23 protein-coding genes are annotated in these 26,402 nt (G+C 64.2%); 14 read left to right on the plus strand and 9 right to left on the minus strand.

The window, feature by feature from the left end; translation table 11 throughout:
* Positions 1-143 precede the first annotated feature (143 nt).
* A complete protein-coding gene (locus NCR34_RS22620) occupies positions 144-1,820 on the plus strand; it encodes a phospholipase C (RefSeq protein ID WP_248323542.1) in 1,677 nt (558 codons plus the stop codon).
* A gap of 130 nt (positions 1,821-1,950) precedes the next feature.
* Positions 1,951-3,363: a cytochrome-c peroxidase gene (locus tag NCR34_RS22625; protein ID WP_248323541.1), complete on the plus strand. Its 1,413-nt coding sequence runs from the start codon at positions 1,951-1,953 to the stop codon at positions 3,361-3,363.
* A 12-nt stretch (positions 3,364-3,375) separates the two neighbouring features.
* On the opposite strand, the gene NCR34_RS22630 is transcribed toward NCR34_RS22625, so the two are convergent.
* Positions 3,376-3,861, minus strand: coding sequence for an SLATT domain-containing protein (locus NCR34_RS22630; protein WP_250501077.1), 486 nt, complete (start codon positions 3,859-3,861; stop codon positions 3,376-3,378).
* Positions 3,862-4,094: 233 nt separating this feature from the next.
* On the opposite strand from NCR34_RS22630, the gene NCR34_RS22635 reads away from it, so the two are divergent.
* Positions 4,095-5,222: a YbdK family carboxylate-amine ligase gene (locus NCR34_RS22635; RefSeq protein WP_250501078.1), complete on the plus strand. Its 1,128-nt coding sequence runs from the start codon at positions 4,095-4,097 to the stop codon at positions 5,220-5,222.
* 16 nt (positions 5,223-5,238) lie between these two features.
* Here NCR34_RS22635 and NCR34_RS22640 read toward each other — a convergent pair whose 3' ends face one another.
* From NCR34_RS22640 to NCR34_RS22650, 3 genes are all read right to left on the minus strand, one after another.
* Positions 5,239-5,637, minus strand: coding sequence for a RidA family protein (locus tag NCR34_RS22640; RefSeq protein WP_248323538.1), 399 nt, complete (start codon positions 5,635-5,637; stop codon positions 5,239-5,241).
* A 17-nt stretch (positions 5,638-5,654) separates the two neighbouring features.
* Positions 5,655-6,479 carry an isocitrate lyase/PEP mutase family protein gene (locus tag NCR34_RS22645; RefSeq protein ID WP_248323537.1) on the minus strand — a complete coding sequence of 275 codons (825 nt, stop codon included), beginning with the start codon at positions 6,477-6,479 and terminating at the stop codon, positions 5,655-5,657.
* A gap of 89 nt (positions 6,480-6,568) precedes the next feature.
* A complete protein-coding gene (locus tag NCR34_RS22650) occupies positions 6,569-7,462 on the minus strand; it encodes a LysR family transcriptional regulator (RefSeq protein WP_250501079.1) in 894 nt (297 codons plus the stop codon).
* Positions 7,463-7,554: 92 nt separating this feature from the next.
* Here NCR34_RS22650 and NCR34_RS22655 point away from each other — a divergent pair, with 92 nt between their 5' ends.
* The 4 genes from NCR34_RS22655 to NCR34_RS22670 all read left to right on the plus strand — a co-directional run bounded on the left by NCR34_RS22655 (position 7,555) and on the right by NCR34_RS22670 (position 12,029).
* On the plus strand, positions 7,555-8,523 hold the full coding sequence (locus NCR34_RS22655) for an NAD(P)H-binding protein (RefSeq protein WP_248323535.1): 969 nt from the start codon (positions 7,555-7,557) through the stop codon (positions 8,521-8,523).
* 90 nt (positions 8,524-8,613) lie between these two features.
* Positions 8,614-9,015: a hypothetical protein gene (locus NCR34_RS22660; RefSeq protein ID WP_250501080.1), complete on the plus strand. Its 402-nt coding sequence runs from the start codon at positions 8,614-8,616 to the stop codon at positions 9,013-9,015.
* Positions 9,016-9,162: 147 nt separating this feature from the next.
* Positions 9,163-9,858 (plus strand): H-NS family nucleoid-associated regulatory protein, encoded by a 696-nt coding sequence (locus NCR34_RS22665; protein ID WP_250501081.1) that lies wholly within the window; start codon positions 9,163-9,165, stop codon positions 9,856-9,858.
* A gap of 428 nt (positions 9,859-10,286) precedes the next feature.
* Positions 10,287-12,029: a tannase/feruloyl esterase family alpha/beta hydrolase gene (locus NCR34_RS22670; RefSeq protein WP_248323532.1), complete on the plus strand. Its 1,743-nt coding sequence runs from the start codon at positions 10,287-10,289 to the stop codon at positions 12,027-12,029.
* A gap of 115 nt (positions 12,030-12,144) precedes the next feature.
* Here the strand turns inward: NCR34_RS22670 and NCR34_RS22675 are convergent, their stop codons facing one another.
* From NCR34_RS22675 to NCR34_RS22690, 4 genes are all read right to left on the minus strand, one after another.
* Entirely contained in the window at positions 12,145-12,942 is a 798-nt protein-coding gene (locus NCR34_RS22675) for an ATP-binding cassette domain-containing protein (protein WP_248323531.1), read from the minus strand.
* Positions 12,942-13,952: an ABC transporter permease gene (locus NCR34_RS22680; protein WP_248323530.1), complete on the minus strand. Its 1,011-nt coding sequence runs from the start codon at positions 13,950-13,952 to the stop codon at positions 12,942-12,944. The genes NCR34_RS22675 and NCR34_RS22680 overlap by 1 nt, the downstream gene beginning before the upstream one ends.
* Positions 13,952-15,055, minus strand: coding sequence for a sugar ABC transporter substrate-binding protein (locus NCR34_RS22685; RefSeq protein WP_248323529.1), 1,104 nt, complete (start codon positions 15,053-15,055; stop codon positions 13,952-13,954). The genes NCR34_RS22680 and NCR34_RS22685 overlap by 1 nt, the downstream gene beginning before the upstream one ends.
* A gap of 395 nt (positions 15,056-15,450) precedes the next feature.
* Complete coding sequence (locus tag NCR34_RS22690) at positions 15,451-16,194, minus strand: FadR/GntR family transcriptional regulator (protein ID WP_248323528.1); 744 nt, start codon at positions 16,192-16,194, stop codon at positions 15,451-15,453.
* A gap of 125 nt (positions 16,195-16,319) precedes the next feature.
* Here NCR34_RS22690 and NCR34_RS22695 point away from each other — a divergent pair, with 125 nt between their 5' ends.
* The 7 genes from NCR34_RS22695 to NCR34_RS22725 all read left to right on the plus strand — a co-directional run bounded on the left by NCR34_RS22695 (position 16,320) and on the right by NCR34_RS22725 (position 24,087).
* Positions 16,320-17,198 (plus strand): fumarylacetoacetate hydrolase family protein, encoded by an 879-nt coding sequence (locus NCR34_RS22695; protein WP_248323527.1) that lies wholly within the window; start codon positions 16,320-16,322, stop codon positions 17,196-17,198.
* A gap of 2 nt (positions 17,199-17,200) precedes the next feature.
* Complete coding sequence (locus tag NCR34_RS22700; RefSeq protein ID WP_248323526.1) at positions 17,201-17,986, plus strand: alpha/beta fold hydrolase; 786 nt, start codon at positions 17,201-17,203, stop codon at positions 17,984-17,986.
* A gap of 144 nt (positions 17,987-18,130) precedes the next feature.
* On the plus strand, positions 18,131-19,468 hold the full coding sequence (locus NCR34_RS22705) for a metal-dependent hydrolase family protein (protein WP_248323525.1): 1,338 nt from the start codon (positions 18,131-18,133) through the stop codon (positions 19,466-19,468).
* A gap of 81 nt (positions 19,469-19,549) precedes the next feature.
* Positions 19,550-20,569 carry an ABC transporter substrate-binding protein gene (locus NCR34_RS22710; protein WP_248323524.1) on the plus strand — a complete coding sequence of 340 codons (1,020 nt, stop codon included), beginning with the start codon at positions 19,550-19,552 and terminating at the stop codon, positions 20,567-20,569.
* Between the two features lie 10 nt (positions 20,570-20,579).
* Positions 20,580-22,124 carry a sugar ABC transporter ATP-binding protein gene (locus tag NCR34_RS22715; protein ID WP_248323523.1) on the plus strand — a complete coding sequence of 515 codons (1,545 nt, stop codon included), beginning with the start codon at positions 20,580-20,582 and terminating at the stop codon, positions 22,122-22,124.
* Entirely contained in the window at positions 22,121-23,128 is a 1,008-nt protein-coding gene (locus NCR34_RS22720) for an ABC transporter permease (protein WP_248323522.1), read from the plus strand. The genes NCR34_RS22715 and NCR34_RS22720 overlap by 4 nt, the downstream gene beginning before the upstream one ends.
* Entirely contained in the window at positions 23,128-24,087 is a 960-nt protein-coding gene (locus tag NCR34_RS22725) for an ABC transporter permease (RefSeq protein ID WP_248323521.1), read from the plus strand. The genes NCR34_RS22720 and NCR34_RS22725 overlap by 1 nt, the downstream gene beginning before the upstream one ends.
* 17 nt (positions 24,088-24,104) lie before the next feature.
* On the opposite strand, the gene NCR34_RS22730 is transcribed toward NCR34_RS22725, so the two are convergent.
* A complete protein-coding gene (locus tag NCR34_RS22730; RefSeq protein WP_250501082.1) occupies positions 24,105-26,399 on the minus strand; it encodes a multicopper oxidase family protein in 2,295 nt (764 codons plus the stop codon).
* Positions 26,400-26,402 lie beyond the last annotated feature (3 nt).

The following is a 26,402-nucleotide window of genomic DNA, read 5'->3' on the forward strand; positions in this document are numbered from 1 at the left end:
GTCCGCCGCAAGCGCGCTGTCTTAATGAGGCCATCAGCGGATGCTTAAATCCGTCGCGCGTGCACAGCGCGCGCTCTCGCTTTCGCGGCGCCTGAAAGCGCGAACGAACGAACCACTATCAAAACGACACCGGAGTCCCCTTCATGTTTCGTCGAGCCCTCATGGTTGGCGCATCGGCCGCCGCCGCAATCGGCATGTACGCCTGCGGCAGCGACCATAACGACACCCCGCAAAGCGCGCAGAACAAGCTCGCCACGGCGACGCCGATCAAGCATCTCGTCGTGATCTTCAACGAGAACGTCTCGTTCGATCACTACTTCGCGACCTACCCGAACGCCACGAATCCGGCCGGCGAACCGGCCTTCACGGCGGCGGCGGGCACCCCGCCAGTCAACGGCCTGAGCGGCACGCTGCTCACCGCCAACCCGAACTTCACGAATACGCAGAACGGCGCGGCGGCGGCCAATCCGTTTCGCCTCGACCGCACGCACGCGGCCACCGCCGACCAGAATCACGCGTACACCGCCGAGCAGCAGGCCTATAACAACGGCGCGGCCGACCTGTTCCCGAAGTACACGGGTAAGGGTTCGAGCGGCGGCGCGGGTTCGTTCGGCACGGCCGGTCAGGTGATGGGCTACTTCGACGGCAATACGGTCACCGCGCTCTGGAACTACGCGCAGAAATTCGCGATGAGCGACAACGCCTACACCGACACCTACGGCCCGTCGACGCCGGGCGCGCTCGAAGTGGTGTCCGGCCAGAACAACGGCATGCAGATCGTCAAGGCGAGCAAGCCCGTGTTCAACATGACGACGGCCTCCGGTTCGTACTATGTCGCGGACGGTCAGGGCGGCTACTCGATGATCAACGACGTCGATCCCGGCTACGACGTCTGCTCGAGCACGACCGACCAGGCGATGATGACCTCGAAGAACATCGGCGATCTGCTCAACGCGAAGAACATCACGTGGGGCGGCTTCATGGGCGGCTTCAACCTCGCGACCGTGAACGGCAACGGCACGACGGGCTGCAAGCGCAGCACGGTGTCGCCGGTGGTCGGACAGGCGACGGCCGACTATATCCCGCATCACAACTGGTTCCAGTACTACGCGTCGACGGCCAATCCGCAGCACTTGCGCCCGAGCTCGACGGCGGCCATCGGGTCGTCCGTGGAAGCGGACGGCAAGACGCCGGAGCCCGCGAACCATCAGTACGACAGCGACGACTTCTTCGCGGCGGTGAAGGCGGGCAACTATCCGTCGGTGAGCTTCGTGAAGGCGCCCGCGTTCCAGGACGGCCACGCCGGCTACTCGGACCCGCTCGACGAACAGGCGTTCACGGCGAAGGTCGTGAACTTCCTGCAGCAGCAGCCGGACTGGAACAGCACCGCCGTGATCGTCGCATGGGACGACTCGGACGGCTGGTACGACCACGCGTACGCCACGCCGACCGCGTCTTCGTTCGACGCGCAGGCCGACCAGCTGAACGGCGCGGGCAAGTGCGGCTCGGGCGCGGCGCCGATCGGCGTGAACGGCGGCGCCGTGAACGGCCGCTGCGGTCCGGGCACGCGCATTCCGTTCCTCGTGATCTCGCCGTGGGCGAAGGTGAACTACGTCGATCACACGCCGATCAGCCAGGCGTCCGTGGTGCGCTTCATCGAAGACAACTGGCTCGGCTCGGCGCGTCTGGGCGGCGGCTCATTCGATGCGACCGCCGGCAGCATCATGGGCATGTTCGACTTCAGCGGCAAGGGGAACAACGCGAAGCTCTTCGTCGATCCGAACCTCGGCTCGCCGGTGGCTTCCGTGCCGGCCATCTAAGCACGCCACACACGCACAGGCACACGCGCACGCGCTGCGCGTCCGTGCGTGCGCGTGTCATCACGTTTTCTGTTGTCGCCGCTTGCCGGCGACAACGCGTTTTCATCGAAGCTCTCGTATTCATCAGTCCATGTCCACTACCGTCGATCCGGCTCTCGGCCAGTCCAGTGATCAACCGAACCGGAAGCGCCGCGCGCTTCGTGTGGCCGCTGCGCTCACCGTCGCGGCGGGCGCGTTCGGCGCGTATGCCGTCGTCGCGCCGTCGCGCATGCCCGCGGTAATCGGCGATATCGTCGAGAATCTGACCGGCGCGAACGCGCACCCCGTCGTCTTGCAACGTCCGCCCGCAGTGCAACTGAGCGCCGTCGCCCAACTCGGCAAGCGCATCTTCTTCGACCGCAGTCTTTCGGCGTCGGGCCAGCAGTCGTGCGCCTCGTGCCACGATCCGGCGCACGCATTCGGCCCGCCGAACGACCTCGCCGTGCAACAGGGCGGGCCGCATCTGACGCTGCCGGGCTACCGGCCGCCGCCGTCACTCATGTATCTGTATCGCCAGCCGGCATTCAGCATCGGTCCCGATCAGGGCGATGCCGACGAAGCGCCGGATCTCGCGAAACTCGCCGCGCAGGCGAGCGGCACGGCCCGCGCGCAGAAAAGCGCGGGCGTGGCGCCCACCGCCCCGGCGATGGTGCCGCAAGGCGGCCTCTTCTGGGACGGCCGCGCGGACACGTTGCAGGCGCAAGCGAGCGGGCCGATGGTCAACCCGGTCGAAATGGCGAACGCGAGCCTCGCGCAAGTCGCGGACAAGCTCGCGCATACGTCGTACAAGGGGGACTTCGAGAAGCTCTTCGGGCCGCGCATTTTCGATAGCGGCGATCTGGCGGTATCGGAGGCCATGTTCGCCGTGGCCCGCTATCAGGTGGAGGAGCAGGCGTTTCATCCGTACACGAGCAAATACGACTACTGGCTCGAAGGCAAGGCGCGGCTGACGCAGGCGGAATTGCACGGACTGCGCCTCTTCAACGATCCCGACAAGGCGAATTGCGCGGGCTGTCATGTGTCTAAGCCGAGCCCCGACGGTCTGCCGCCGATGTTCACCGACTTCCAGTACGAATCGCTAGGCGTGCCGCGCAATAAGGCGCTCGCGATCAATCGCGATCCGACGTTCTACGACATGGGCGTGTGCGGGCCGTTCCGCGAAGACCTGCGCGAACAGACGCAGTATTGCGGCATGTTCCTCACGCCCACGCTGCGCAACGTCGCGACGCGGCACGCGTTCTTTCATAACGGCATCTATCGTTCACTGGACGACGTGATGGCGTTCTATAACGAGCGCAATACCGCGCCGCAGAAGTTCTACCCGAAGAACGCCAAAGGCGAGGTGCGTAAATACGACGACCTGCCGCCGCAATTTCACGCGAACGTGGACGACAAGGACGCGCCGTTCGATCGCAAGCCCGGCGATACGCCCGCTATGACGCAAGAGGATATTCACGATATCGTCGCGTTTCTGCACACGCTCAACGATGGGTATGGGCCTTGAACAGCGCGGTCGCTAAGGCGTTCGCATGACACGCCGCGGCACGTGCGGCGCGTTTTGCGCGATATCGTCGAGCTCGTCGCGCACGACGTCGATGCTGAACATCGCTTCTTCGCGCGCGCCGTCGACGTGAATGGTCTCGAGTCGTCGGCGCACCGCGCCATAGCGCGCGCCGGCTTTGCGATGCAACTCCGCGCGTTCGCTATAGCGCAGAAATGTCTGCAATGAGGCGAGCACCGCAGCGCTCATGCTCGTGAGTCCGACGACCACGCGTAATCCCGGCGACACGGCCAGCGTCACCAGCGACACGAACGCCGATGTGCCCGTGAGCGCGGTGATGGCGATGACCGCGAGCCCCAATTGTCGCGCGCAGGCACTCAGGCGGTCGGCCATCGCGTAGTGACGTATTTGCGCTTCGCGGGCGCGTCTTATCCAGGTGAGAACGAGCGTTTCCGGGTCGTGCGGCGGGTCGTAGGGCGCGTGCTTAGTAGTAGTGGGCATGTTCAGAAAGCATTGAAATCTTGATAGTGAATATGCCTGCTGAATAAGACACACCATGTCTCGGACAAAGAGGCTGGCACGGCAACGCCTTTCTTATCGAAACTCTTTGCGCATTACGATCGATCGTTCGATTTCACTTCGAACGGGACGCATGCCGTCTCCTCGTCAAGTCTTGCTCGTCGCGTAGAATGAACTCGCCGCTTCGTCTCGTCTCCCGCGAAACAGGACACTCCATGCTCCAGCCATTTGCATCGTCAGAGCCGTTTACGATCGGAGTCGAACTGGAAGTTCAGGTCGTGAATACGCACGACTACAACCTGACGAAGGCGACGACAGAACTTCTGAATCGCGTAAGAGAAGAGCGTTTCGAGGGCGCGATTAATCCAGAGACAACCGAAGGCATGATCGAGTTGTCGACGGGCATCTGCAAGAACTTCGATCAGGCAAGAAGCGAATTGCAGGTGCTTCGCGATACGCTCGTTCGGGCAGGCGACTTTCTCAATGTCGGCGTGTGCGGCGGAGGAACCAATTTCTTCCAGAACTGGTACGACCAGCGTTCCGACGGACGCGAGCGCTCCGAATATTTGATGGGGCTTTATGGCGCGCTCTATCAGCAATTCACGATTTTCGGCCAGCACGTGCATGTCGGCTGCGCGGACCCGGACTCGGCACTCGTTCTGTTGCACTCGCTTTCGCGTTACGTGCCGCATTTCATTGCGCTCGCCGCGTCTTCTCCATTCGTGCAAGGCAGCGACACGCAGTTTCAATGCGCCCGCCTGAATTCCGTCGCGCCGTTTCCGTTGTCGGGGCAAGCGCCGTTCGTGACGAAATGGAGTGAGTTCGAAGCGTACTTCGAGCGCATGACGCACACGGGTCTCGTCAAAAGCCTGAAAGACTTCTATTGGGACATTCGTCCGAGTCCGGGATACGGGACCATCGAAGTGCGCGTGATGGATACGCCGCTGCGCGTCGAATGGGCCGCGGCCATTGCCGCGTATATTCAGTCGCTCGCGCGCTATCTGCTGACCGATTTGCCTCTGCGCCTGACCGAGCGCGACTATGAAGTCTATCGGGCGAACCGGTTCATGGCGTGCCGCTTCGGACTGGATGGCGTATGCGTGAATCCGGAGACATTAAATCGCCGCCCGATTCGCGAAGACATTCTCGCCACGCTCGACGCCATCGCGCCGCACGCCCACGCGCTCGCCGCTGATGAAGCGCTCGATGCGATCAGGCGCACCGTGACGCAGGGGATGACCGATGCGATGTGGCTGCGCCGCATCTACGGCGCGCACGATTCGCTGCACGAAGTCGTGCGCCAGCAGTGCCGCGTATGGCGCGGCGCGCAGACGCCGGAATGATGCGGCTCTTGCTGACTTACTGTGACACCGCCGCGACGCAGTCGATCTCGATGTCGAAGCGTCCCGGCCACGCGGGTACATTCACGAAGATGCGCGCCGGCGGCGCATGCCCGAAGAAGCGCGCATAGATTTCGTTCACGACGGAAAACATCTCCACCGACGTGCAGTAGACATTGCACTTCAAGACCTGATCTAGCGACGATCCCGCCGTCTCCACGCATAGCTTCAATTGCTCCAGCACGCCTTGCGTCTGCTGCTCGATGGGCGCGTCGAGCACGTCGCCGGTCTCGGGATCGAAGGGCGGAAGACCGGAGACATACACGGTGTCGCGATGACGCGTGACAACCGATGCCGGCGCCTTCCTTCGTTCGAGCCAACTGGAAAGCGGTTCCACGCGAATGATTTCACGAGCCATCACACGCTCCTTCGAAGTCATGCGTTGCCTGAAAACAGCGCGTTGAGTTGGGCGCCGGATGCCGCGCCTTCGAAACCGTCGAAGCGTCCGTCGGCAAGCGTCGCGGCCGCGCGCATGAAACCGCCCCACGCGGCCCGCGCCAGCGCGCCGCCGACGCTCACGCGCCGCACGCCGAGCGCGGCGAGGTCGCTCAGCGTGAAGGCCGACGGTCCGCCGATGAGCACGTTGACGGGTTTGGGCGCGACGGTGGCGACCACGGCCTCGATCTGCTCGCGAGTGTGAATGCCGGGCGCGTAAAGGCAGTCGGCGCCCGCTGCCGCGTAGGCCGCGAGGCGCGCGAGCGTGTCGTTCAGATCGGGCGTTCCGGCAAAGAAGTTCTCCGCGCGGCCGATCAAGAGCGTGTCGCCGCCGTTCGCATCGATGGCGCGCCGCGCCGCTTGCAGGCGCGCGACGGCGACGTCGAGCGGAAAGAGCGGCGCGGACGCGTCGCCGGTGGAATCTTCGATCGACAAGCCGGCCACGCCGGTCGCGACCGCCAGCTCGACGCTTGCGGCAACCTCGGCGGGCGTCGCGCCGAAGCCGTTCTCGAAGTCGGCGTTCACGGGCAGATCAGTGGCGTCCACCATCGCGCGCAAATGCGCGAGGACGAGATCGCGCGTGACGTGGTTGTCGGCGTGTCCGGTGGACCAGGCAAAGCCGGAGCTCGTCGTCGCGAGCGCCTGAAAGCCGAGGCTCGCGAGATAACGCGCGCTGCCCGCGTCCCAAGGGTTCGGCAATATGAAGCAACCCGACTCATGCAATGCGCGAAAGGCCGCGCGTTTCTCTGCGACGCTGCGTGACATGACGTTCTCCGATGGTTGATGCCAACTCTCGACGATTGTCTCACCCGCCCGCGCCGAGTCGTTTCACGCGCGCCTGAAGCATCGCTGCATCACCGCACATAGTCCAGAAGCCCTTGCACGAGCGCATCGAAGGTCGCGCGGCACGGCGGCGATGCGCGCAGGTCCTCGTGCATGGTCACCCACGTTTCCAGTTGCAGCGCGACCAGCTTGGGCAGCACGCGGACGAGCGCCGCGTCGCGGCGGGCGAGCGGCACCTGACACACGCCGATGCCCGCGCCCGCGCGGATCAGCGCGAATTGCGCGACATCGCTGTCGGTGCGTAGCGAAAGCGCGCCGCGCGAGTAGCCGGGAAATGCCTTGCTCGCCTCGCGGACAAAGGCCGTCCATTGATCGTAGCCGATGATCGCGTGTTTCCACAGCGCCGCCGCGTTCCGGGGCGTGCCGTGCATCGCGAGATAGTCGCGATGCGCATGCAGCCCGAGTTCGATGCTGCCGATACGTCGCGCGACGAGTTGCGTCTGCTTCGGCCGCACCATGCGCACGGCGATATCGGCTTCGCGCCTGAGCAGGTCCTGCACGCGATTGGACAGCACCAGTTCCACGACCAGCTGTGGATGCCTTTGCCGCAGCGCCGCGATGATGGGCGGCAGCACTTCGACGCCGACCACTTCGCTCGCCGATACGCGCACCACGCCTCGCACGTCGCCGCCATTGCCGTGACCACTGGCCGCGCGTTCCAGCGATAGAGCCGTGCTCTGCATTGCCTCCGCATGAGCGCGCAGGGTGAGCGCGACGTCCGTCGGCTGCAAGCCGGTTTGCGAACGCGTGAAGAGGCTCACGTTCAACGCCCGTTCGAGCGCCTCGATGTGACGGCCAGCGGTCGGTTGCGTGATGCCCAATGCGCGCGCCGCCGCCGACAGCGATCCTTCCTGAAGCACCGCCAATAGCGTGCGATAGAGTTCCCAGCCTATGTTGTCCGCCATGCAAATTTGTATATCCGCTCTACGTGGTTCAGCAATTCTATTGCAGGCGTGTCTCGCGCAGAATCATCCAATCGACATAACAGGAGCGTGGAATGACTCGGGAAACGGCTTTGGTGCTGGGCGCAACCGGCGGCATCGGCGGCGAGGTTGCGCGGCAGTTGCGCGATGCAGGCTGGCATGTGCGCGGCCTGCGGCGTTCCGCTGCGGCGAGCGAGCAGACGGACGGCATCGAATGGATGCACGGCGATGCGATGAATCGCGCGGACGTGACGCGCGCGGCGAAGGGAGCGACGGTCATCGTGCATGCGGTGAATCCGCCCGGCTACCGGCGCTGGGCCGACCTCGTGCTGCCGATGCTCGACAACACGATCGCGGCAGCGAAGACGGAACGCGCGACGATCGTGCTGCCGGGCACGGTGTACAACTTCGGACCGGACGCGTTTCCCGTTATCGCCGAAGATGCGCCGCAGCATCCGGTCACGAAGAAAGGCGCGATTCGCGTCGAGATGGAAGCGCGGCTCGAACGTGCAAGCCGCGACGGCGTGCAGACATTGATTGTGCGCGCGGGCGATTTCTTCGGCGGGCCGAAAGCGGGCAACAACTGGTTCTCGCAAGGGCTCGTCAAGCCGGGGCAGCGGGTCGAAAAAATCGTCTATCCGGGGATGGCCGGTGTCGGACATGCATGGTCGTATCTGCCGGACGTGGCGCGCACCATGGTCGAATTGCTCGCGCGCCGCGATAGACTGGATCGTTTCGCGCGCTTTCATATGGGCGGCCACTGGGACGAGGACGGCACGCAATTCGCCGCAGCCATTCAACGCGTGGTCGCGCGACACACCGGGCGAGCGCCTGCGATCGGCGCCTTTCCGTGGTGGCTGCTGACGCTTGCATCGCCCTTCAACGTGACTTTCCGCGAGATGCGCGAAATGCGTTATTTGTGGCGAACGCCGGTGCGCATGATCAACACACGGCTGCTCGATGTGCTCGGTCATGAGCCGCATACGCCGCTCGACGATGCAATCGAAGCGACGCTTCTGGGTCTGGGCTGCGTTGAGTCTTGAACGAGAGGCGTAACCAGACAGGGATTGCGCATAGCCGCTCGTCGTCGTAACGTGAGTCATCCGGCGTCGCGATTGCCGAGGGCAACGATCATGTCAACCGAGTGGAAGCGTCGCGTCCGATTGTTCGTGCAGCGCTTCTGGCAGCCGACGAGTGCATGCATGACCTGCATGCCGGGTAGCTGGAGCAATGTCATGAGTCTGGCGCACTGGACTATCGCATTCAAAACTGGTCTTCTGACCGGACTGCTCGCGGTGCTCCTCACTTTCACGCCGGCGATGAAACTCTATGGAAACCGATCCGGCAATGCATTGCTGGTGGGCTTGCTGACTGCGTTAGGCGATGCGTATTCACACGCAAGTCATTACTCCAATCCGTACGTCGAACATATTCTGACGGGCGTGGTATCGGGAATCTTCGCGCTCATCGCTTCATTTCTATTCGAGGACCGCGCTCGCCGCATTCGTAAGATTTGGGCGCGTATCTTCGGATAGCGTGCATTTCGCGGCTTCTTGCGCGCCAAAAATTCGTCAAATTGCGTTTGATTCGATCGATGTCGGCCATTGTGTCACGCGATGAATGTGTTTCGCGGGCAACGCATATGGCATAGTGCGGGCATTGCAATCGAAAAGGGGAGTCCTATGGCAACGCTCAAAGACATTCAGACGAAGATAGCCAAGCTACAGGCGCAAGCCGAAGCAATAGCGAAGAAAGAGTCGGCGGGTGTCATCGCCCGAATTCATTCGTTGATGGACGAATATGGTTTGACTGTCGACGACTTGCGCGCGCACGGGGCCGGCAAGAACATCGACGCGAAACGCGACGCGAGCACCGGGTCGCAGAAAGGCGGCGCGTCGACTGCGAAATATCGCGATCCGAAGACCGGCGCGACGTGGAGCGGTCACGGCCGCGCGCCCGGCTGGATTGCCAATGCGAAGAACCGCAACAGGTTCCTCATCGACGCTGGCGCGAGCACGGGTTCATCCGCCGATGCGAAAGCGGCCAAGCCGCTCGGCAATTATGTACGCGGCCCGCAGCCGCCGAAGTATCGCGATCCGAAGACGGGCGCGGAATGGAGTGGCCGAGGCAAGGCGCCGGCGTGGCTCGCCTCCGCTAAAGACAGGACCAAGTTTCTGATCGATGCGACAGGGGCGAACGGCGCGCCGGCGAAAAAGACGGCAACCAAGAAGACGGCCACGAAGAAAGTCGCAAAGAAAGCGCAGGCCGCGACCAGGAAAACGGCGACGAAGAAGGCTGCAAAGAAGGCTTCCGTCAAGCGCGCTTCGGTATCCGAGCCTGCGCAAAATGGCAGCGCGAACGCAGCCGAGGCCAGTTAAGTCACGCGAGCGCCGGGTCGTCATGTCAATGACTCCGGCGCTTCTTCGAGCACGGCAAAGAAGCGTGCTACTCGCTCGCCTTGCATGGCGAGCGATCAATCATCGGCCCAATTCACCAACTCATGCGAAACGAAGGCACGCATGCGGGCTACTCTCTCCTGCCAAATCAAAGCGAACACGAGCCGATGAGCCGCTCATCGACGAGGTAAAGCCTACCTTCGCAACTCACTCTTATTCCTGCTGGCGCAGTAAGTCTTATTGAATTGATTGCCATCCCACGCGTTGGTACACGCCCCGCTTGACTTCCATCGCGCCGCCGTCAACGATTCTTATGCGGACGCAAAAAAGCGCACCGCACGACGCGGCACCAGAACGCCGTTCACGAGAGCCGTTCACGAGAGCGATCCAATTGCCAGGAGGAAGGAGACATGCCCGAAGCATTCTGCAGGCCTCGCACTATTCGATACGTCAACAAGGCAGCGGTGGCGGCTGCACCGTTTGCCGCGCTGGCGCTTGCCGCGTGTCATGGCGGAAACGACGATAACAATAACGGCACGCCGCCGACCGCTGCGCTCAGTTGTGCGCAACTCGCGGGAATGAGCGTGCCTGCAAACGCGATCGGTTTGCCGACGACGGGCGCGACCGTCGCCGCCGCCGCGGTCGTGCCCGCTTCGGGAACGGGCGTCTCGGCGACGCCCGAGTATTGCCTCGTGAGCGGATCGATTGCGCCCGTCGATCAGACCGCGCCGAAGATCAACTTCCAGGTTGCGATGCCGACGCAGTGGAACAGCAAGGCGATGATGTTCGGTGGCGGCGGCTATGACGGCACGATACCCGCCGTGACGGGCAACGTCCCGGCCGGCCCGACGACACAGCCCGCGCCGCTTGCTCGCGGCTATGCGGTGTTCGCGAGCGATTCGGGCCATCAGGCGGGCGCGCTCGGCAGCCGCGACGGTTCGTTCGGCACTAACGACGAAGCCGTCGCGAACTTCTCCGGCGATGCGCTCAAGAAAACGCGCGATGCGGCGGTCTATCTGATCGGCAAGCGTTATGCGGTGGACAAGCCCAAGCGCGCCTACTTCGCAGGCGGCTCGTCCGGCGGACGCGAGGCGTTGGCCGTCGTGCAGCGTTGGCCGCAGGACTGGGACGGCTCCATCGTGCTGTATCCGGCATGGAATGCCGCGTCGCTGGACCTTCAGTTCGGCCGCATCACGCGCGCGCTCGCGCAGCCGGGCGCCTATCCGAATCAGGCGAAGCGCAAGGTACTGCTCGATGCCGCGGTGTCCGCCTGCGATGCGCTCGACGGCGTGGCCGACGGTCTCATCAGCAACGTGGCCGCCTGCAATGCGAGCTTCGATCCGGCGACCGCGACGGTGAACGGCACGCCGCTGCGATGCGCGAACGGCGCGGACACGGGCGACACGTGCCTTTCCGATGCGCAGATCACCGCGCTGAAGGTGTACGCGACGCCGATCACATTCAACTATCAGCTCGCCAGCGGAGAGACGCAGTATCCCGGCTTCAACGTGTGGGGCGCGGACCTGGGCGTCGTAAATGCATCGCCGGTGCAGCCGACCGTCATCAGCCTTGCGTTGAATCTGCTGCAGCCGGCGAGCCCGATGCCTGCCACCGCGCCTTACTTCAGCGTCTTCTGGGACCAGTGGATTCGCTACTTCGTGGCGCGTGACCCGAGCGTCAATTCGCTCACGGTCGATCCGCAAAGCCCGGGCGCGTATCAGGCACGCATCAGCGCGCTGACGGCCGAGCAGGACGTGAACAAGACGGACCTGTCCGCGTTCAATGCGAAGGGCGGCAAGATCCTGATGGCGCACGGCATGGCCGATGCACTGGTGAGCACGCAGGCCACGGAGCAGTATTACCAGCGCCTGCGTCAGACGATGGGCGCGTCCACGGTCAGCAATTTCGTGCGCTATTACGAGATTCCCGGCTACGGGCACTCGACCAGCAGCATCTTCAACGCGGGATGGGACTCGCTGACGACGCTCGAGAACTGGGTCGAGAAGGGCGTGACGCCGCCTGCGCAGATCGTCGCGGACAAGACCGGCGTGCCGGGCCGCACGCGCCCGCTGTGCGAGTACCCGGCGTTCCCGCGCTATAACGGTTCGGGCGATGTGAACGTCGCGTCGAGCTTCACGTGCGCGGCGCAGTAGTGGCAGTCTGATTGCCGATGCCGCGGGCTTGCATCATGCTCGCGGCATCGGTTTTATCGGCGGGGCGGGGAAGTCGAGTAACGCTCGGGCATCGGCCAAGCGCGGCCAAGCGCGTTCAATGCGCCGTGGCTGCCCGCATCGCGCGATATTCACGCCGCACGATATCCATCAGCTCGGCCACCGACGTATTCGCGCTGCGCTGCTCATACGTGACGCGGCCGCGCTGCATCAACATGATGCGATCCGCTATGTCGAGCGTCTGCGCATAGTTGTGCATGATCATGATGATCGACAGTCCGCCTTTCTCCTTTAGCCGCAGCACGAGGTCGATGATGAGCCCCGCTTCGCGCGCGCCCATTGCGGCGAGCGGTTCGTCGAGCAGCAGAATGCGCGCGTTCGAATTGACGGCGCGGGCCACGGCGATCGCCTGGCGCTGACCGCCCGACAGACGCTCCACCGGCAAATCGACGGACGGCACATGCACGCCGATATCGTCGAGACATTGCGCCGCGCGCTCGCGCATCTGCTTGTGATCCACGAGCCGCATGAGACTGAGCGGCCCGCGCCGCACGATCTCGCGGTTCAGAAACATGTTGTGGTAGATGCTGAGCGAATTGGCGAGCGCGAGGTCCTGATACACGCATTCGATGCCGAGCGAACGCGCGTGATCGACGGAACGGATCAGCGTTTCCTGGCCGTGCACGTGCAGCGTGCCGCTCGTCTGCTGATGAAAGCCCGTGAGAATCTTGACGAGCGTGGACTTGCCCGCGCCGTTGTCGCCGAGCACGCCGAGAATTTCGCCCTTGCCGAGCGTGAGCGAGACGCCGTCGAGCGCGGTCACCGCGCCGAAGCGTTTCACGAGGTTGTCGCCGCGCAAGGCGAGATCGGGCGCGGCGGTTTGCGCTTCAGCCATTACCGTCCTCCCTTGCGGCGAATGCGCCCGACGTGAATGTTGAAGATCATCGCGGCGAGAATCGCGGCGCCGAGAATGATGTTGAACGTGAACGCGTTGATGCCGATGAGCGTGAAGCCGTCGTTCAGAATGCCGAGCACCGCTGCGCCGATCACGCCGCCGACGATCGTGCCCGAGCCGCCCGTCAGCGGCGTGCCGCCGATCACGGCTGCCGCGACCGCGAGGAACATGATCTGATTGCCGCCCGCCTGCGGATCGATGGACGTGATGCGGAAGCCTTCGAGTATGCCCGTGAGGCCCGCGAGCACCGCCGCGAGAACGAAGTTACCCAGACGCAGCCGGTTCACGAGAATGCCCGCTTCGCCCGCGCCGAGCGGGTTCGCGCCCGCCGCCTGCGTATGCAGGCCCCAGCGCGTGTGCCGCAACAGCACATGCATGATGATCGCGAGCCCGACCGTCCAGATGATCTCGCTGTAGCCCCACGCGCCCATGACGGCGGCGAACTCCGGCGAGCCGGGCGTCGCGACCGGCGTGCCGCGCGACACCGTGAGCGTGATGCCGTTGATGAGGAACAGCGTGCCGAGCGTCGTGACGAAGGAGGGCAGGCGCAGATACACGGTCACCGCGCCGTTCACGAAGCCGATGATGGCCGCCGCGACGAGGCCCGCGATCACGGCGAGCCACATCGGCGCGCCGGCATCGTTGGCGAAGACCATCATGAACGGCGCGAACGCGAACACCATGCCCGCCGACAGATCGATATCGCCGCCGATCATCAGCATGATTTCGCCCAGCGCGATGATCGCCACCGGCGCGATGAACTGCGACAGGTTGACGAGGCTCGCGTTGGAGAGCAGGAAGTCGTGGTTGAGAATCTGAAAGTACGCGGCGAGCAGCACCGCGACGAGCAGTATCCGCAACTCGGCCGCCCATTGGGCGAAGAGCGCGCCGCGCGGTCTCGCGACCGGCGCGGCGCCGTGTGTTTTGCCCGGCTCGTTCAGCGTATTCATCAGGACTTGATCGCGCCGCTCATCGGAACGATTTGCGGCTTGGTGGTCTTGCCTTCATAACGCGTCGACGTATTGAGGTACGGCTCGACGGTCGCCTTGGTCACGAACTTGAGACCCGTGTTGATGTTCGCCGGTCCGACGAGTCCGCCCGACGCGAGGAACGTGAACGCTTCCACCACGGTATAGAAGCCCTGCACGTACGGCTGCTGGTCGATGGTGAAATCGAGGAAGCCTTCGTGGATCAGCTGGACGGTTTGCGGCAACAGGTCGAAGCCGCCGCCATGCACGCCCTTCGACGGCAGGTTCGATTCCTTCATCACTTGCGCGACGCCTTGCGTGCTGCCTGCATCGACGGCGAACATGCCTTTGAGGTTCTGGTGTCCCAGATAGAACGACTTGATCTTGGACAGTTCCTCGTTGACCGTCGCGCCCGTCGCCACGGTCTGAATGTCGATCTTCTTGCCCGACTTCTTGATGGCATCGCTCGCGCCGTCCAGACGCGGCTGGATGTTCAACTGACCCGGCGTCGAGATGAAAAGCGCCACCATGCCGCTATCGACGAGACTCGCAATGCGCTCGCCCATCTGATAACCCGAGAGATACAGTTCCTGCCCGATATACGCGAGACGCGGACTCGTCTTGCCGCGCGGCGCGTCGGCGTTATAGGCGAACACCGGAATGCCGGCATCGAGCGCGGCCTGAATCGGCTTGTCGAATGCAGTCGGATCGACGATCGGCACGGCGATGGCATCGGCTTTCGCGGCAATCGCGGAGTTCACGGCGCGCACCATTTCGCCGGCATCGGACGTGGCTGAGCCGGTCCACTGATAGTCCATGCCGAAGAGCGAGCACGCGTCCTGTATGCCGTATTGCGTCGGCACGAAAAACGGATTCGTGGTGACGTGATTGACGAACACGATCTTCCACTTCTTGTGCTGCGGAAAAGCGGATTCGGCAGCCTGAGCGCTCGAAATCAGTCCGCCCGCGCCCGTGACGCCGCCCAGCAGCGACAGCGCCGCGCCGAGCCCCGCGCCCTGCATCAGGCCGCGCCTTGCGGTGCTGATGCTGTTGTTATCGTCTTTCGTGTCCCGGTTCTGCGTCATGTCCACCTCCGTTTCTTGGTCGATGCGAGTCGACGTGTCGTCGATTGCGTCCAGATAATGGGTGATCGCTTGCTAATCACTTCAGAGCGGCTTTCACATTGGAAAGACGTCGAGATGATTTTCTTTCGATGCGTTTCGATGAAGCTCTGAATGCTTATTTATTCGCGTCTTGGCGCTCAGAAACGGGAATCGCGGCGGGCATGACGCACTGAATCGCGCGGTTGTCTCATATTTTGGTTTATGCAGCGCACAGGCGGGAAAAAAGAACAGAGCCACTATATGCAGCTATTTTCGGCGCTTCGATTAGAGCTTTCCCGATGAAACGCACGCACGGACTCATGCGGTGAATGAGTCCGCGAAAAGCGTGGCGATGCGGGCGGCGGCGAGGACCTGCGCTAACGCCCGAAAAGGTTCTCGCGAATCTGAAGCAGATGCCCGGTCAGTAGCTCGCAAGCCAGCTCGGCGTCGCGATCCCGAAGCGCATCGACGATGGCGCGGTGTTGCGCCTCGTACTGACTGCGACGCTCCGGCGTGAGCGACTTGCGCTTCAGGCGTCCCCATTCGCCTTGCTCGCGCACTTCGTTCGTCAATTCCAGCACGCGCAGAAAGAAGCTGTTATGCGTGGCCACTGCGAACGCGCGATGCAACTCGCCATCCCAGTGCTCGAATTCTTCGATGCTCGCCGCCGCTTCCGAACGCTCGATGCACTCGGTCATGTGCGTAAAGTCGGCGACCGTCGCATAGCGCACGATCAAGCCCGGCATCAGCGGTTCGATCAAGAGCCGCGCTTCCATCAGTTCGGCAGGGCTCGTCTGCACGACGTCGTTCTTTGGCTCCGGTTGCGGCTCGGGCGGCGTTAGCGGCGTTAGCGGCGCCACCGGGCTTGCCGACATCCCGCCCGGCATCACGAACGTGCCGCTGCCGACTGCCTGGCGAATGAGCCCGCGTTCCTTGAGATCCGCGAGCACGCGGCGCACGGCGCCCCGCGACGCGCCGAACTCTTCGCTCAGCTCGCGCTCCGGCGGCAGACGCACGCCCACACCCAGCCGGCCGCTGCGGATCGCCTCTTCGAGATAGTGGGCGAGCTCGCGCGCTCCTTTGGACCTGACTGTCAGCCTGATTTCGTCGACGCTGCTCATGACTTTTCCTGCGCATCCTTTTAGACCAATTGGTATCGATGATTGGTTAACCCTAGTTCTCTTTGTCCTTTTTTGGTCCTAGAGTGGCTCCAGATTCACCGACAAGTCTAGATTAAAGGCCCACCATGAAATTAGCAACTTTGCGGGTAGATGGCGCGAAAACAGTCGCTCTCGTGGATTCGGAAGGCGGCAAGTACTGGCCGGTTTCCGAGCTTTGCGACGGCTTCTCCGGCGACATGGTCCAATTGGTTCAACAATTCGCCGACCTGCGCGAAACGCTCAAGCCGCGCGGCGAAGGCAAGCCGCTCGCCTCGGCGCAAGTGCTCGCGCCGATCGACCAGCCGCGCCGCAACGTGTTCTGTGTCGGCAAGAACTATCACGACCACGCCGAAGAATTCAGCAAGTCGGGCTTCGACAAGAGCGCGCAGGCGGGCGAGCACATTCCGGAAGCGCCGGTCGTGTTCACCAAGCCCGTCTCGACGATCATCGCGACAGGCGAGCGCATTCCGCGCCACGCCGACGTGACGCAGCAGATGGACTACGAAGTGGAGATCGGCGTCGTGATCGGCAAGGCCGGGCGCGGCATCAAGAAGGCCGACGCGATGAACCACGTCTTCGGCTACACGATCATCAACGACGTGACCGCGCGCGATCTGCAAAAGCTGCATCGCCAATGGTTCATCGGCAAGTCGCTCGACGGCTTCTGCCCGATGGGTCCGTTTCTCGTCACGGCGGACGAGATCGACGCCGAGAACATCGACGTGCGCTGCTGGATCAACGGCGAGCTGCGTCAGGAATCGAACTCGAAGCTTCTGATTTTCGATATCCCGACGATCATCGAGACGCTTTCGGCCGGCATGGAGCTTCAGCCGGGCGACGTCATCGCGACGGGCACGCCCGCGGGCGTGGGCATCGGCTTCAATCCTCCGAAATTCCTGCAAAGCGGCGACGTCGTGCGCATGGAGATTCCGGGCATCGGCATTCTTGAAAACGAGGTGGCGTGAACATGGCAACGAGAGAAGTGCAGGGCGTATTCATCGAGACCGAGGGCGAAGGCGCGCCGGTCGTGTGCATTCACGGTCTCGGCGGATCGTCGAACAACTGGACGCCGGTGCTGCCGGCATTCGAGGGCAAGAAGGCCATTCGCATCGACCTGCCGGGCAGCGCGCGTTCGCCGTTGCCGGAGCAGAAGCTGTCGATCGATCTGTATGTTGACACGATCGCCTCGGTCCTGCGCGAGATGCAAGTCACGAAGGCCGATGTCGTCGCGCATTCGATGGGCACGATCGTCGCGCAGCATCTGGCCGTGAAGCATCCGGAACTGGTGAAGAGCCTGGCGCTCTTCGGGCCGCTCGTCGCGCCGCCGGATGCGGGCCGCGAAGGCATGCGCCAGCGCGCCGGAATCGCGCGCGAGAAGGGCGTGCCGGGGGTGCAGGAGATTGCCGATGCCATCGTCAAGGGCGCGACCAGCGACGAAACGAAGTCGCAGCGCCCGGTGACGCTCGCGCTCGTGCGCGAAAGCGTGATGCGGCAGTCGCCCGAAGGCTACGCGCAAAGTTGCGAGGCGCTCGCGGGCGCGCAGGCCGCCGAGATCGAGCGCATCGAAGTGCCGACGCTGCTCGTCACCGGCGATCAGGACGGCGTCGGCAAGCCGGATGCGGTGAAAGCGATGGCCGAGCGCATCAAAGGCGCGAAGGTCGTCGTGCTGAACGGCTGCGGCCACTGGACGACGTTCGAGAAGCCCGCCGAATCGATGGCGGAACTCAAGCGCTTCTATGAGGCAGCGCAGTGAAGAACTGAACGAGCCGGCACGCCGCGTCGAAGAAGCGCCGCAGAGACGGCCACGACCGGCGCCGGAAGAACACCAACCAGGTCAGACCGTAATCAACCGGCGGCCCGCGCGCGAATGCGCCGGGTCCGCGTGGAGGAGACACACATGAGTTCGATCCTGTTCGACAACGTATCCATTTTCGATGGCAGCGGCGCGCAGCCGTTCAAGGGCCAGGTGCTCGTCGATGGCCGCCGCATCGTGCGCGTGGCGCGCGAGGAAGCGCCGATCAGCGCGCCCGACGCGCGGCGCATCGACGGCCGCGGCGCGTTCCTGATGCCCGGCATGACCGAGGCGCACACGCATTTCTCGTGGAATGACCAGCCGTCGCTATCCGCCATCCAGTTCATGCCGCCCGAAGAGCACATGCTGTGGTGCGTGCGCGTGGCGAAGCGCTACCTCGAAATGGGCTGGACCTCCGCGCTCGGCGCGGCCGCCGCGAAGCCGCGGCTCGATGTGGTGCTGCGCAACGCCGTGAACGCCGGCGAGTTCCCGGGGCCGCGCTATCTCGCGGGCAGTCAGGAAATCACGATTCTCGGCGGCCTCGCCGACAACACGCTGCCGCACATGCCGTTCAAGGAACTGAACTTCGGCGCGGTCGTGAGCGGCCCGGAAGAGATGCGCGCGACCACGCGCATGTTTGTCAAGTACGGCGTCGATCACCTGAAGATCAATCTCTCGGGTGAGTACATCGCCGGCATTTCGGCGGAATCGTCGCCGTTCTCGGAAGAAGAAATCGCGATGCTCGCGGCTGAAGCGAAGCGCGCCGGCAAGCGCGTGGCGGCGCATGCGCGGTCGAGCGAATCGGTCAAGCAGTGCGTGCGGCACGGGCTCGAACTGATCTTCCACGCGAGCTTCGCCGACGAAGAAGCGCTCGACATGCTCGAAGCCAACAAGGAGAAGCACTTCGTCGCGCCGGGCATCGGCTGGCTCATCAGCACGCTGTATCACGCGGAGAAGTGGGGCATCACGGAAGAAATGGCGACGAAGATGGGCTACAAGCGCGAGCTCGAAACCGCCGCCGAAACGCTGCGCAAGATGCACAAGCGCGGCATCCGCGTCCTGCCGGGCGGCGATTACGGCTTCGCGTGGATGCCGCACGGCACCAACGCGCGCGACCTTCAGTACTTCGTCGATTACATCGGCATGACGCCGATCGAAGTGCTCGTTTCCGCGACGCGCTACGGCGGCGAACTGATGATGATGCCCGACGAGCTCGGCCAGATTCGCGAAGGCTATCTCGCCGACATCATCCTCGTGGACGGCAATCCGCTCGCGGACCTGACCATCTTGCAGGACCCGAAGAAGATCACGCTCGTGATGAAAGACGGCGACATCTTCAAGACGACGCATGATTCGCTGCCGCCGCGCGGGGAACTGCATATCGGCACGCCGCTGCCGGCCGATGCAGGCGTCGAGCAAGCCGCGCCCGCGCCGGTGCACTAAACGCTCGCAGACGCGTTGCATGGCGCCGGCCGTTCCTTGCGGCCGGCGCCTTCGCTTACGAAAAAATCAGGAGACGACCACATGAAACCGCGCACTTTGCTCGCCGCGCTGGCGACCAGCCTCGCGTGCGCATCGGCGTTCGCCGCCGCGCCGACCATCGGGCTATCCAACGGCTACTTCGGCACCGAATGGCGCAACCAGATGATCGACGGCGCGAACCAGCAATTCGAGACCTACAAGGCGAAGGGCATGGCCGACAAGCTGGTCATCCAGCAGTCGGGCGCGAACACCGGCCAGCAGATTCAGGACATGCGCAACATGATCCGCCAGAAAGTCGGCGCGATCATGGTCGATGCGAATTCCGCGACCGCGCTCAACGGCGTCATCAACGAAGCGGAGCGCAGCAAGATTCCGGTCGTCTCGTTCGATCAGGCCGTGTCGAACCGCTATGCGACCAACGTGACGGTCGATCACTACAAGTGGGGCCAGCGCTACGCCGAATGGATCGCGGAGCAACTGCACGGCACGGGCAACGTCGTGGTGCTCGACGGCATTCCCGGGCACCCGGCGGCAGAAGCGCGCAAGAAAGCCGCGCTCGATACGTTCGCGAAGTATCCCGGCATCAAGGTCGTATGGTCCGGCTACGGCGAATGGGACGAGGCGAAGGCGCAGTCCGTGATGGCGACGGTCATCGCCGCGCAGCCGAAAATCGACGCCGTGTTCACCGAAGACGCGATGGCGCTCGGCGTGCTGCGCGCCTTCGAGAACGCGAACCGCCGCGTGCCGATCATGACCGGCGAGGCGCAAAAGGGCTTTCTCACTGAATGGAAGAAGCAGCGCGACGCGGGCAATCCGATGAAGGTCTTCGTGCAGGTGAATCCGCCCGATATCAGCCGCACGGCGCTCGGCATCGCGGTGCGTCTCGCGCAGGGACGCAAGCTCAAAGCCCTGCCGGACAACACGTACTACTTCCCGATTACGAAGACGGTGACGAGCGACACGCTCGATGCCACGCTCGCGTCGATGAACGGCAAGCCGGACAGCTACTTCCTCGGGCAATGGCTCTCCGAAGCCGAACTCGACGCGCTGTTCGTGCAGTGACGGCGGCGCCATGTCCTTATTGATCGCGAAGGGGCTCACGAAACGCTACGGCGGCGTGCTGGCGCTCGACGACGCGAGCCTCGCGCTCGAAGCCGGCGAAGTGCTCGGCTTGCTCGGCGCGAACGGCTCGGGGAAATCGACGCTCTCCAGCATTCTCGCGGGCGACAGGATGCCGGACCACGGTTCCATCGAACTCGACGGCGTGCCGCTCGCCGTGGGCTCGCCGAAAGCGGCGCGGGCGGCGGGCATCGCGATCGCGCATCAGCATCCGGGGCTCGCGCCCGATTTGCCGGTCTGGGAGAACGTGTTTCTGGGCGCGGAGCTATGTCGCGCGGCGCGCTTCCTGAACCAGCCGCGCACGCGCGAGCGCGCGCTTCAATTGCTCGAAAGCCTGCGGCCGGGCTGGAACGTCGATGCCGCTGCGGGCAGTCTGACCGCGGCGGATCAGCAACTGGTCGAGATCGCGCGGGCGCTCGCGCTCGCGCCGCGCATGCTGATTCTCGACGAGCCGACCGCCGCGCTCGCCGCAGCCGAAGTCGATAGCCTGATGCGCGCCGTGCGCGGCCTGACGGCGCGCGGCACGGCGGTCGTCTTCATCTCGCATCGCATGGCGGAGATCGAGTCGCTATGCGATCGCGTGATGGTGCTCTGTAATGGCCGCGCGGTCGGCGAGTTGCCGGTGCGCGGCCAACTGGATGAGCCGCGCGTGCTCGAACTGATGGGCGGCGTCGCGGGCGGCGCGGCGGCCGCGCATCTGCACGATGGCGCGCGCGAAACGGCGCAAACGGACCGCGTGTCGCGCGATGGCGCATCTGTCGCGATGACGGTGCGCGGCCTGCGAGCGGGCGCGCGGCTGCGCGGCGTCGATCTCGAACTGAAGCGTGGCGAGATTCTCGGCATCGCGGGATTGCAGGGCCACGGCCAGGAAGAACTGCTCGACGCGCTTGCCGGCTTTCGCGTGCCGGACGGCGGCACGGTGACGCTGGCTGGACCGCACGGCGCGAAGACGGTCGAACCGCGCTCGCCACGCCAGATGATCGCGGCGGGCGTTTGCCTCGTGCCGAACGACCGGCATCGTCAGGGCTTGTGGCTCGATCATTCGGTCGAGTTCAACCTCGCGCAGGTCGGCGTGAACTTCGCGCAAAGCCCGTGGCGGTTGCATCGCGCGCCGATTCGCCGCTTCGTCGACGACGTCGTGAAGCGCCTGCGCATCAAGACATCCGACGCGCGGCAGCCGGTGCGCGATCTGTCGGGCGGGAATCAGCAGAAGGTCGTGATCGGCCGCTGGCTGAACCGTCAAGTCGATGTGCTGCTTCTGAGCGATCCGACTAAGGGCGTGGATGTCATCGCGCGCAAGGACATTTACGAAGCGATCGGCGCGCTCGCCGCGGCCGGAACCGCGGTGCTCGTCTATGCTTCGGACACCGAAGAATTGCTCGCGGTGTGCGACCGGCTCGTCGTCATGTACGAAGGCCGGATCGTCGCGCTGCTGGAAGGAGACGAGATGAACGAATCCCGCGTAACCAGTGCGCTCTTCGGCCGGAGCGCGGCATGAAAGCGCACTTGAGCGAAGGGCTTCCCCGCACGAAAGCCGTGCCGATGACACGCACCGGCGCGGCGTTGAAAGCGACGCTTGCGCGCGCCGCGAGCGCATTGCCGGCGCTCGTCATGCTGTTGGCCGTGATCGTGTGCAATGCATGGCTTCAGCCCGACTTTCTGACGCTCGATTCGCTCGCGAGCAACATGCAGAACGCCGCGCCGGTGATACTCGTCTGCATGGCGCAGGCGGTCGTCGTGTTGATGGGCGAGCTGGATCTGTCGGTGGGCGCGGGCATTTCGCTCGTGAATTGCGTGCTCGCCGCCGCGCCCGGTCTCATGGGCTGGGGCACGGGCGCGACGTGTCTTGCGGCGCTGCTTGCCGCGCTCGCGGCCGGTGCGTGCAACGGCTTTCTCGTGGGCTACGCGAAACAGAGCGCGCTCATCGCCACATTCGCGACAGGCGCGGTGTGGTTCGGTTGCGCGCTGCTCTTGATGCCGCAGCCGGGCGGCACCGTTCCCGACGCGCTCGGCGAATGGTTTGCGGCGCGCATCGGCGTGGTGCCGGTCGCGGCGCTGCCGGTGCTCGCGGCTGTCGTGATCTGGGCCGTGCTGCAACGGCACCGTTTCGGGCGGCGGCTGATTGCAACCGGCAGCAACGCCGACGCCATGTTCAAGGTCGGCGTCGACGTGCGGCTCGTCAAGCTGCTCGGCTATATGCTCGCGTGGCTCTTCGTATTCGCGGCGGCGGTGTGCCTCTCGGCGCAGACTGCATCCGGCGATGCGCGCCTCGGCCTGCCGTACACGCTGAACTCGGTGGCGGCCGTGGTGATCGGCAGCATCTCGCTCGCGGGCGGGCGCGGCTCCATGCTCGGGGCAATCTGCGGCTCGCTCGTGCTCGCGCTGATCGGCAACGTCGTCTACTTCGCGGGCATTCCGAGCAACTATCAGGAAGTGTTCAAGGGCGCGGTGATCGTGATCGCGCTCGGTTTCACGTTCGTCGGCGCGAAAAGGAGAGCTTGATGACGAATACCCAATCGCGCCGCCTCTTCCTGCTCGCGCTCGCGATCATCGTCCTCGTCGGCGGACAGTTCGCCGTGCCGGGTTTCGCGAGTCCGGGGCAGGTCGCCAATCAATTGAAGATCGCGACGTTTCTCGGTCTCTTCGGCATCGCACAATCGCTCGTGATGATCGCGGGCGAACAGGGGCTCGACCTGTCGGTCGGCGCGGCGGCCACGCTCGGCGGCATGCTCGGCGCGGCGCTGCTCGGGCCCGCGTCGCCGGGTCTGGGCGCGGCCTTCGTCGTTGCTGCCGCGAGCGGCGCGCTGGTGGGCGCGGTGAACGGCGTCGGCATCACGCTCTTGCGGATACCGCCGCTCGTCATGACGCTCGCGATGGCGAGTCTCGTGGATGGCGGCCTGATCGTGTGGTCATCGGTGATGCATGTGAATACGGCGGCGAGCCCGGCGCTCGCCGCGCTCGCCGGCAGAACGCTCGCGGGCGTGCCGACCGTCGCGCTGATCTGGCTCGTGGCCGGCGCGCTCGTGTGGCGCTTCCTCGATCATTCCGCGTGGGGACGACGGCTGCTCGCGAGCGGCGCGAATCCGACCGCGGCGGCGATAGCGGGGACGCGCGTGCGCGCCATTCGCATCGCGGTCTATACGGCGAGCGGCGTCATCGCGGCGCTGACGGGCGTGCTGCTGGTCGGCTATGTCGGTCAGGCGTTTCTCGGGCTCGGCACCACGTATGTGCTGCCGAGCGTGGTCGTCGCGGTGATCGGCGGCGTGTCGCTCGCAGGCGGACGCGGCGACTACATCGCGGTGGCGATGGCCGCGCTGCTGCTCACCGCGCTCACGAGTCTGCTGACCGCGCTGCAAATCGGCGAAGCAGGGCGGCAGTGTATCTTCGGAGCGACGCTGCTCGCGTTTCTCGCGCTCAACAAGTGGTCGTTCAAGGGCATGCTGCGTCCCGCGCAGGCTTGATCGCGAGGTGTGCGCCGTTACTGACCTCTCCCGAAGTCCTTCGCAGAACATAACGATGCCGCAAGAGCCAGCTTCGTCTCGTCTTCGCCGCGCAGGCGGGCGAGCCATCGGCTCGTGCTCGCCTTCATCGCCGTGACCGGTGACGTCAAGCGCTGCAGCCATGCCGTCGTCGGCGATACGACAGCCACGTTTTCCATCATGCCGCGGTCTTCGTGATCGAGGATGTGACAGTGCATCACGAATTCGCCGGTGAAGTCTTCATAAGCCGTGCGCATTTGCAGCGTGTAGCCTGCCTTGATGAAGAGTGTGTCGCGTATCACGCCTTGCAGGTTGCAGTACTCCGTGTCGCCGGTTGCCAGTTCCTCCTGCGTGCAGTTGCCCGAACCGTCGAAGATCGAATGATTCGCCGCATTCTTGATGTCCATGATCTTGAACGGGTTCGTATGGATATGGAACACGTGCGTCGCGAAAGTCGACGCGGACACGTTCCACTGATCCACCGTGCCCAGCGTGCCGGTCACCCGGATGACGGACGGATCATACGATGCGCCTTCGATCTGGAAAGTCAGCGGCTGATTCGGTCCCGTCGGCAGATTGATCTGGAATTGCTGATTGACCGTCTGCTTGATGGGACCGTCGACGGGCACGGTCGGCGCGAAAGCGCGCAGGTTGAGCGACTGGAGATCGGACTTCCCGGGTTGCGCGAGCGCGGGATTGGCGGCCACGAGTTGATCGCGGATGAACTGCCAGTACTTCGAATGGCTGCCCACGGTCGTATTGGGAATGTTCACGCCGGGGCCCACGCGCGCGAACGACAACAGCCGGCGGTCCTTGACCTTGCTCGCGCCGGCGCGGAAGTTGATGGTGGCGGAAGCGGACGCCGCTTCGTCGAGGATGCAGTACAAGCCAGGCGACGGGAACGCCACCAGCACGTCGCTTCGATAACCGGGGTTCATCGAGTTGACGTCTTTCTCCACCATCGTCTGCATGGTGATGCCGTCTTCGGCGAACTCCAGTTGCTTCACCGTCTCGCCGCTGCACAGCGCGTCGAGCGTGACGACTTGCGAAGACTTCGTGCGGTCGTTCGCCAGTGCGGATGTTGCGGCGTTGGTCGCCGTGTTCACTTGCGCGGTGCTGAGCGATTGCGAATCGGCGAGGCCGAGCGATGACAGGTTCGCCCGCACGATCTTCACGTTGATGGTGTCGCGGTTGCCGCCGTGCACCATGCGAAAACGCCGGATGTCGCCGGCCGGCACGAAGCCGATCGCGCTAGGGAAGATGGGCTGCACCACGCCGTTGATCTGCGTATAACGGCCCGAAATGATCCACGACGAATTCACCGCGCCGGCGGGCGCGCCCGTCCGCGTATCCGGAACGAACCCTAACTGATTGTTATACCCCCGGATCTCGCCGACTTTGCCCGATGGGCAGATCCACTCGCCCGTGGTCGGGTCGAGCAGCGGCACGGTGGAAGTCGCGTCGCTGAAGCACGCGTATTCGATCTGCTGGAAGAGCATCACATGCTCGGTCAGCGGCAAGCCGAATGTCCTGCGCTTGAGGATCGTATCGATGTCCGCGCTGCCGTTCGCGACGCCCGGGCGCGCCTGACGCGAGCCGCGCACGATGAGCACGCCGGCCATGCCGCTCGCCACGTCGATGGCGGTCGACCCGTGCAGATGCGAGTGATACCAGAAGGTGCCCGACGGATGGTTCGACGGAATCTCGTAGACGTAGTGATGCGTGCTTTCGCTCGTGGACTTTCCGCCGCTCGGCGGCACGGTGATCAGCACGTTGTCGGCATTACCGGACGGCGATACGTGCAGCCCGTGCGTATGGATGTTCGTGTTGTTGAAGCAATGCGGCGTGACGTGATCGGGCTGGCTGGGGCAAGTGGCGTCGTTCGGATTCAGCGGAAGATTGTTCGTGAAGTTCAGCTTCAGCGTGGCGCCCGGCTTGATGCTGATGGTCGGTCCCGATGGACAGCCGTTGTACGAACGCATGTTGACGGTATCGAATACGTTGGTGGACGGGTTGTAGATTCGATACGACGTCATCTTCGCCGTGAGCGAGACGGTCGCCGAGTTGCCTGACGGATTGAGCCCCGAGGCGCATTGCAGCCGCTGCAACAGCGAGGCGAGACTTCCGGCTGTGGATACGGCGGAATTGCCGGCGGTCGCATCGGCGGTGTCGTCCACATCGGTGAAAGATCGCGCGGTCAGCGTGCTCTGCGCGAACGATAGCGCAGGAATCAGGACCAGCGTGAGAAGCAAGGCGCGCATCGCAGCGCCGATTTCTTTCAGCGACGTTTTCATGTG

Origin of the sequence: Caballeronia sp. GAWG1-5s-s, from assembly GCF_023631445.1 — a bacterium.
Classification (GTDB): Bacteria; Pseudomonadota; Gammaproteobacteria; order Burkholderiales; family Burkholderiaceae; genus Caballeronia.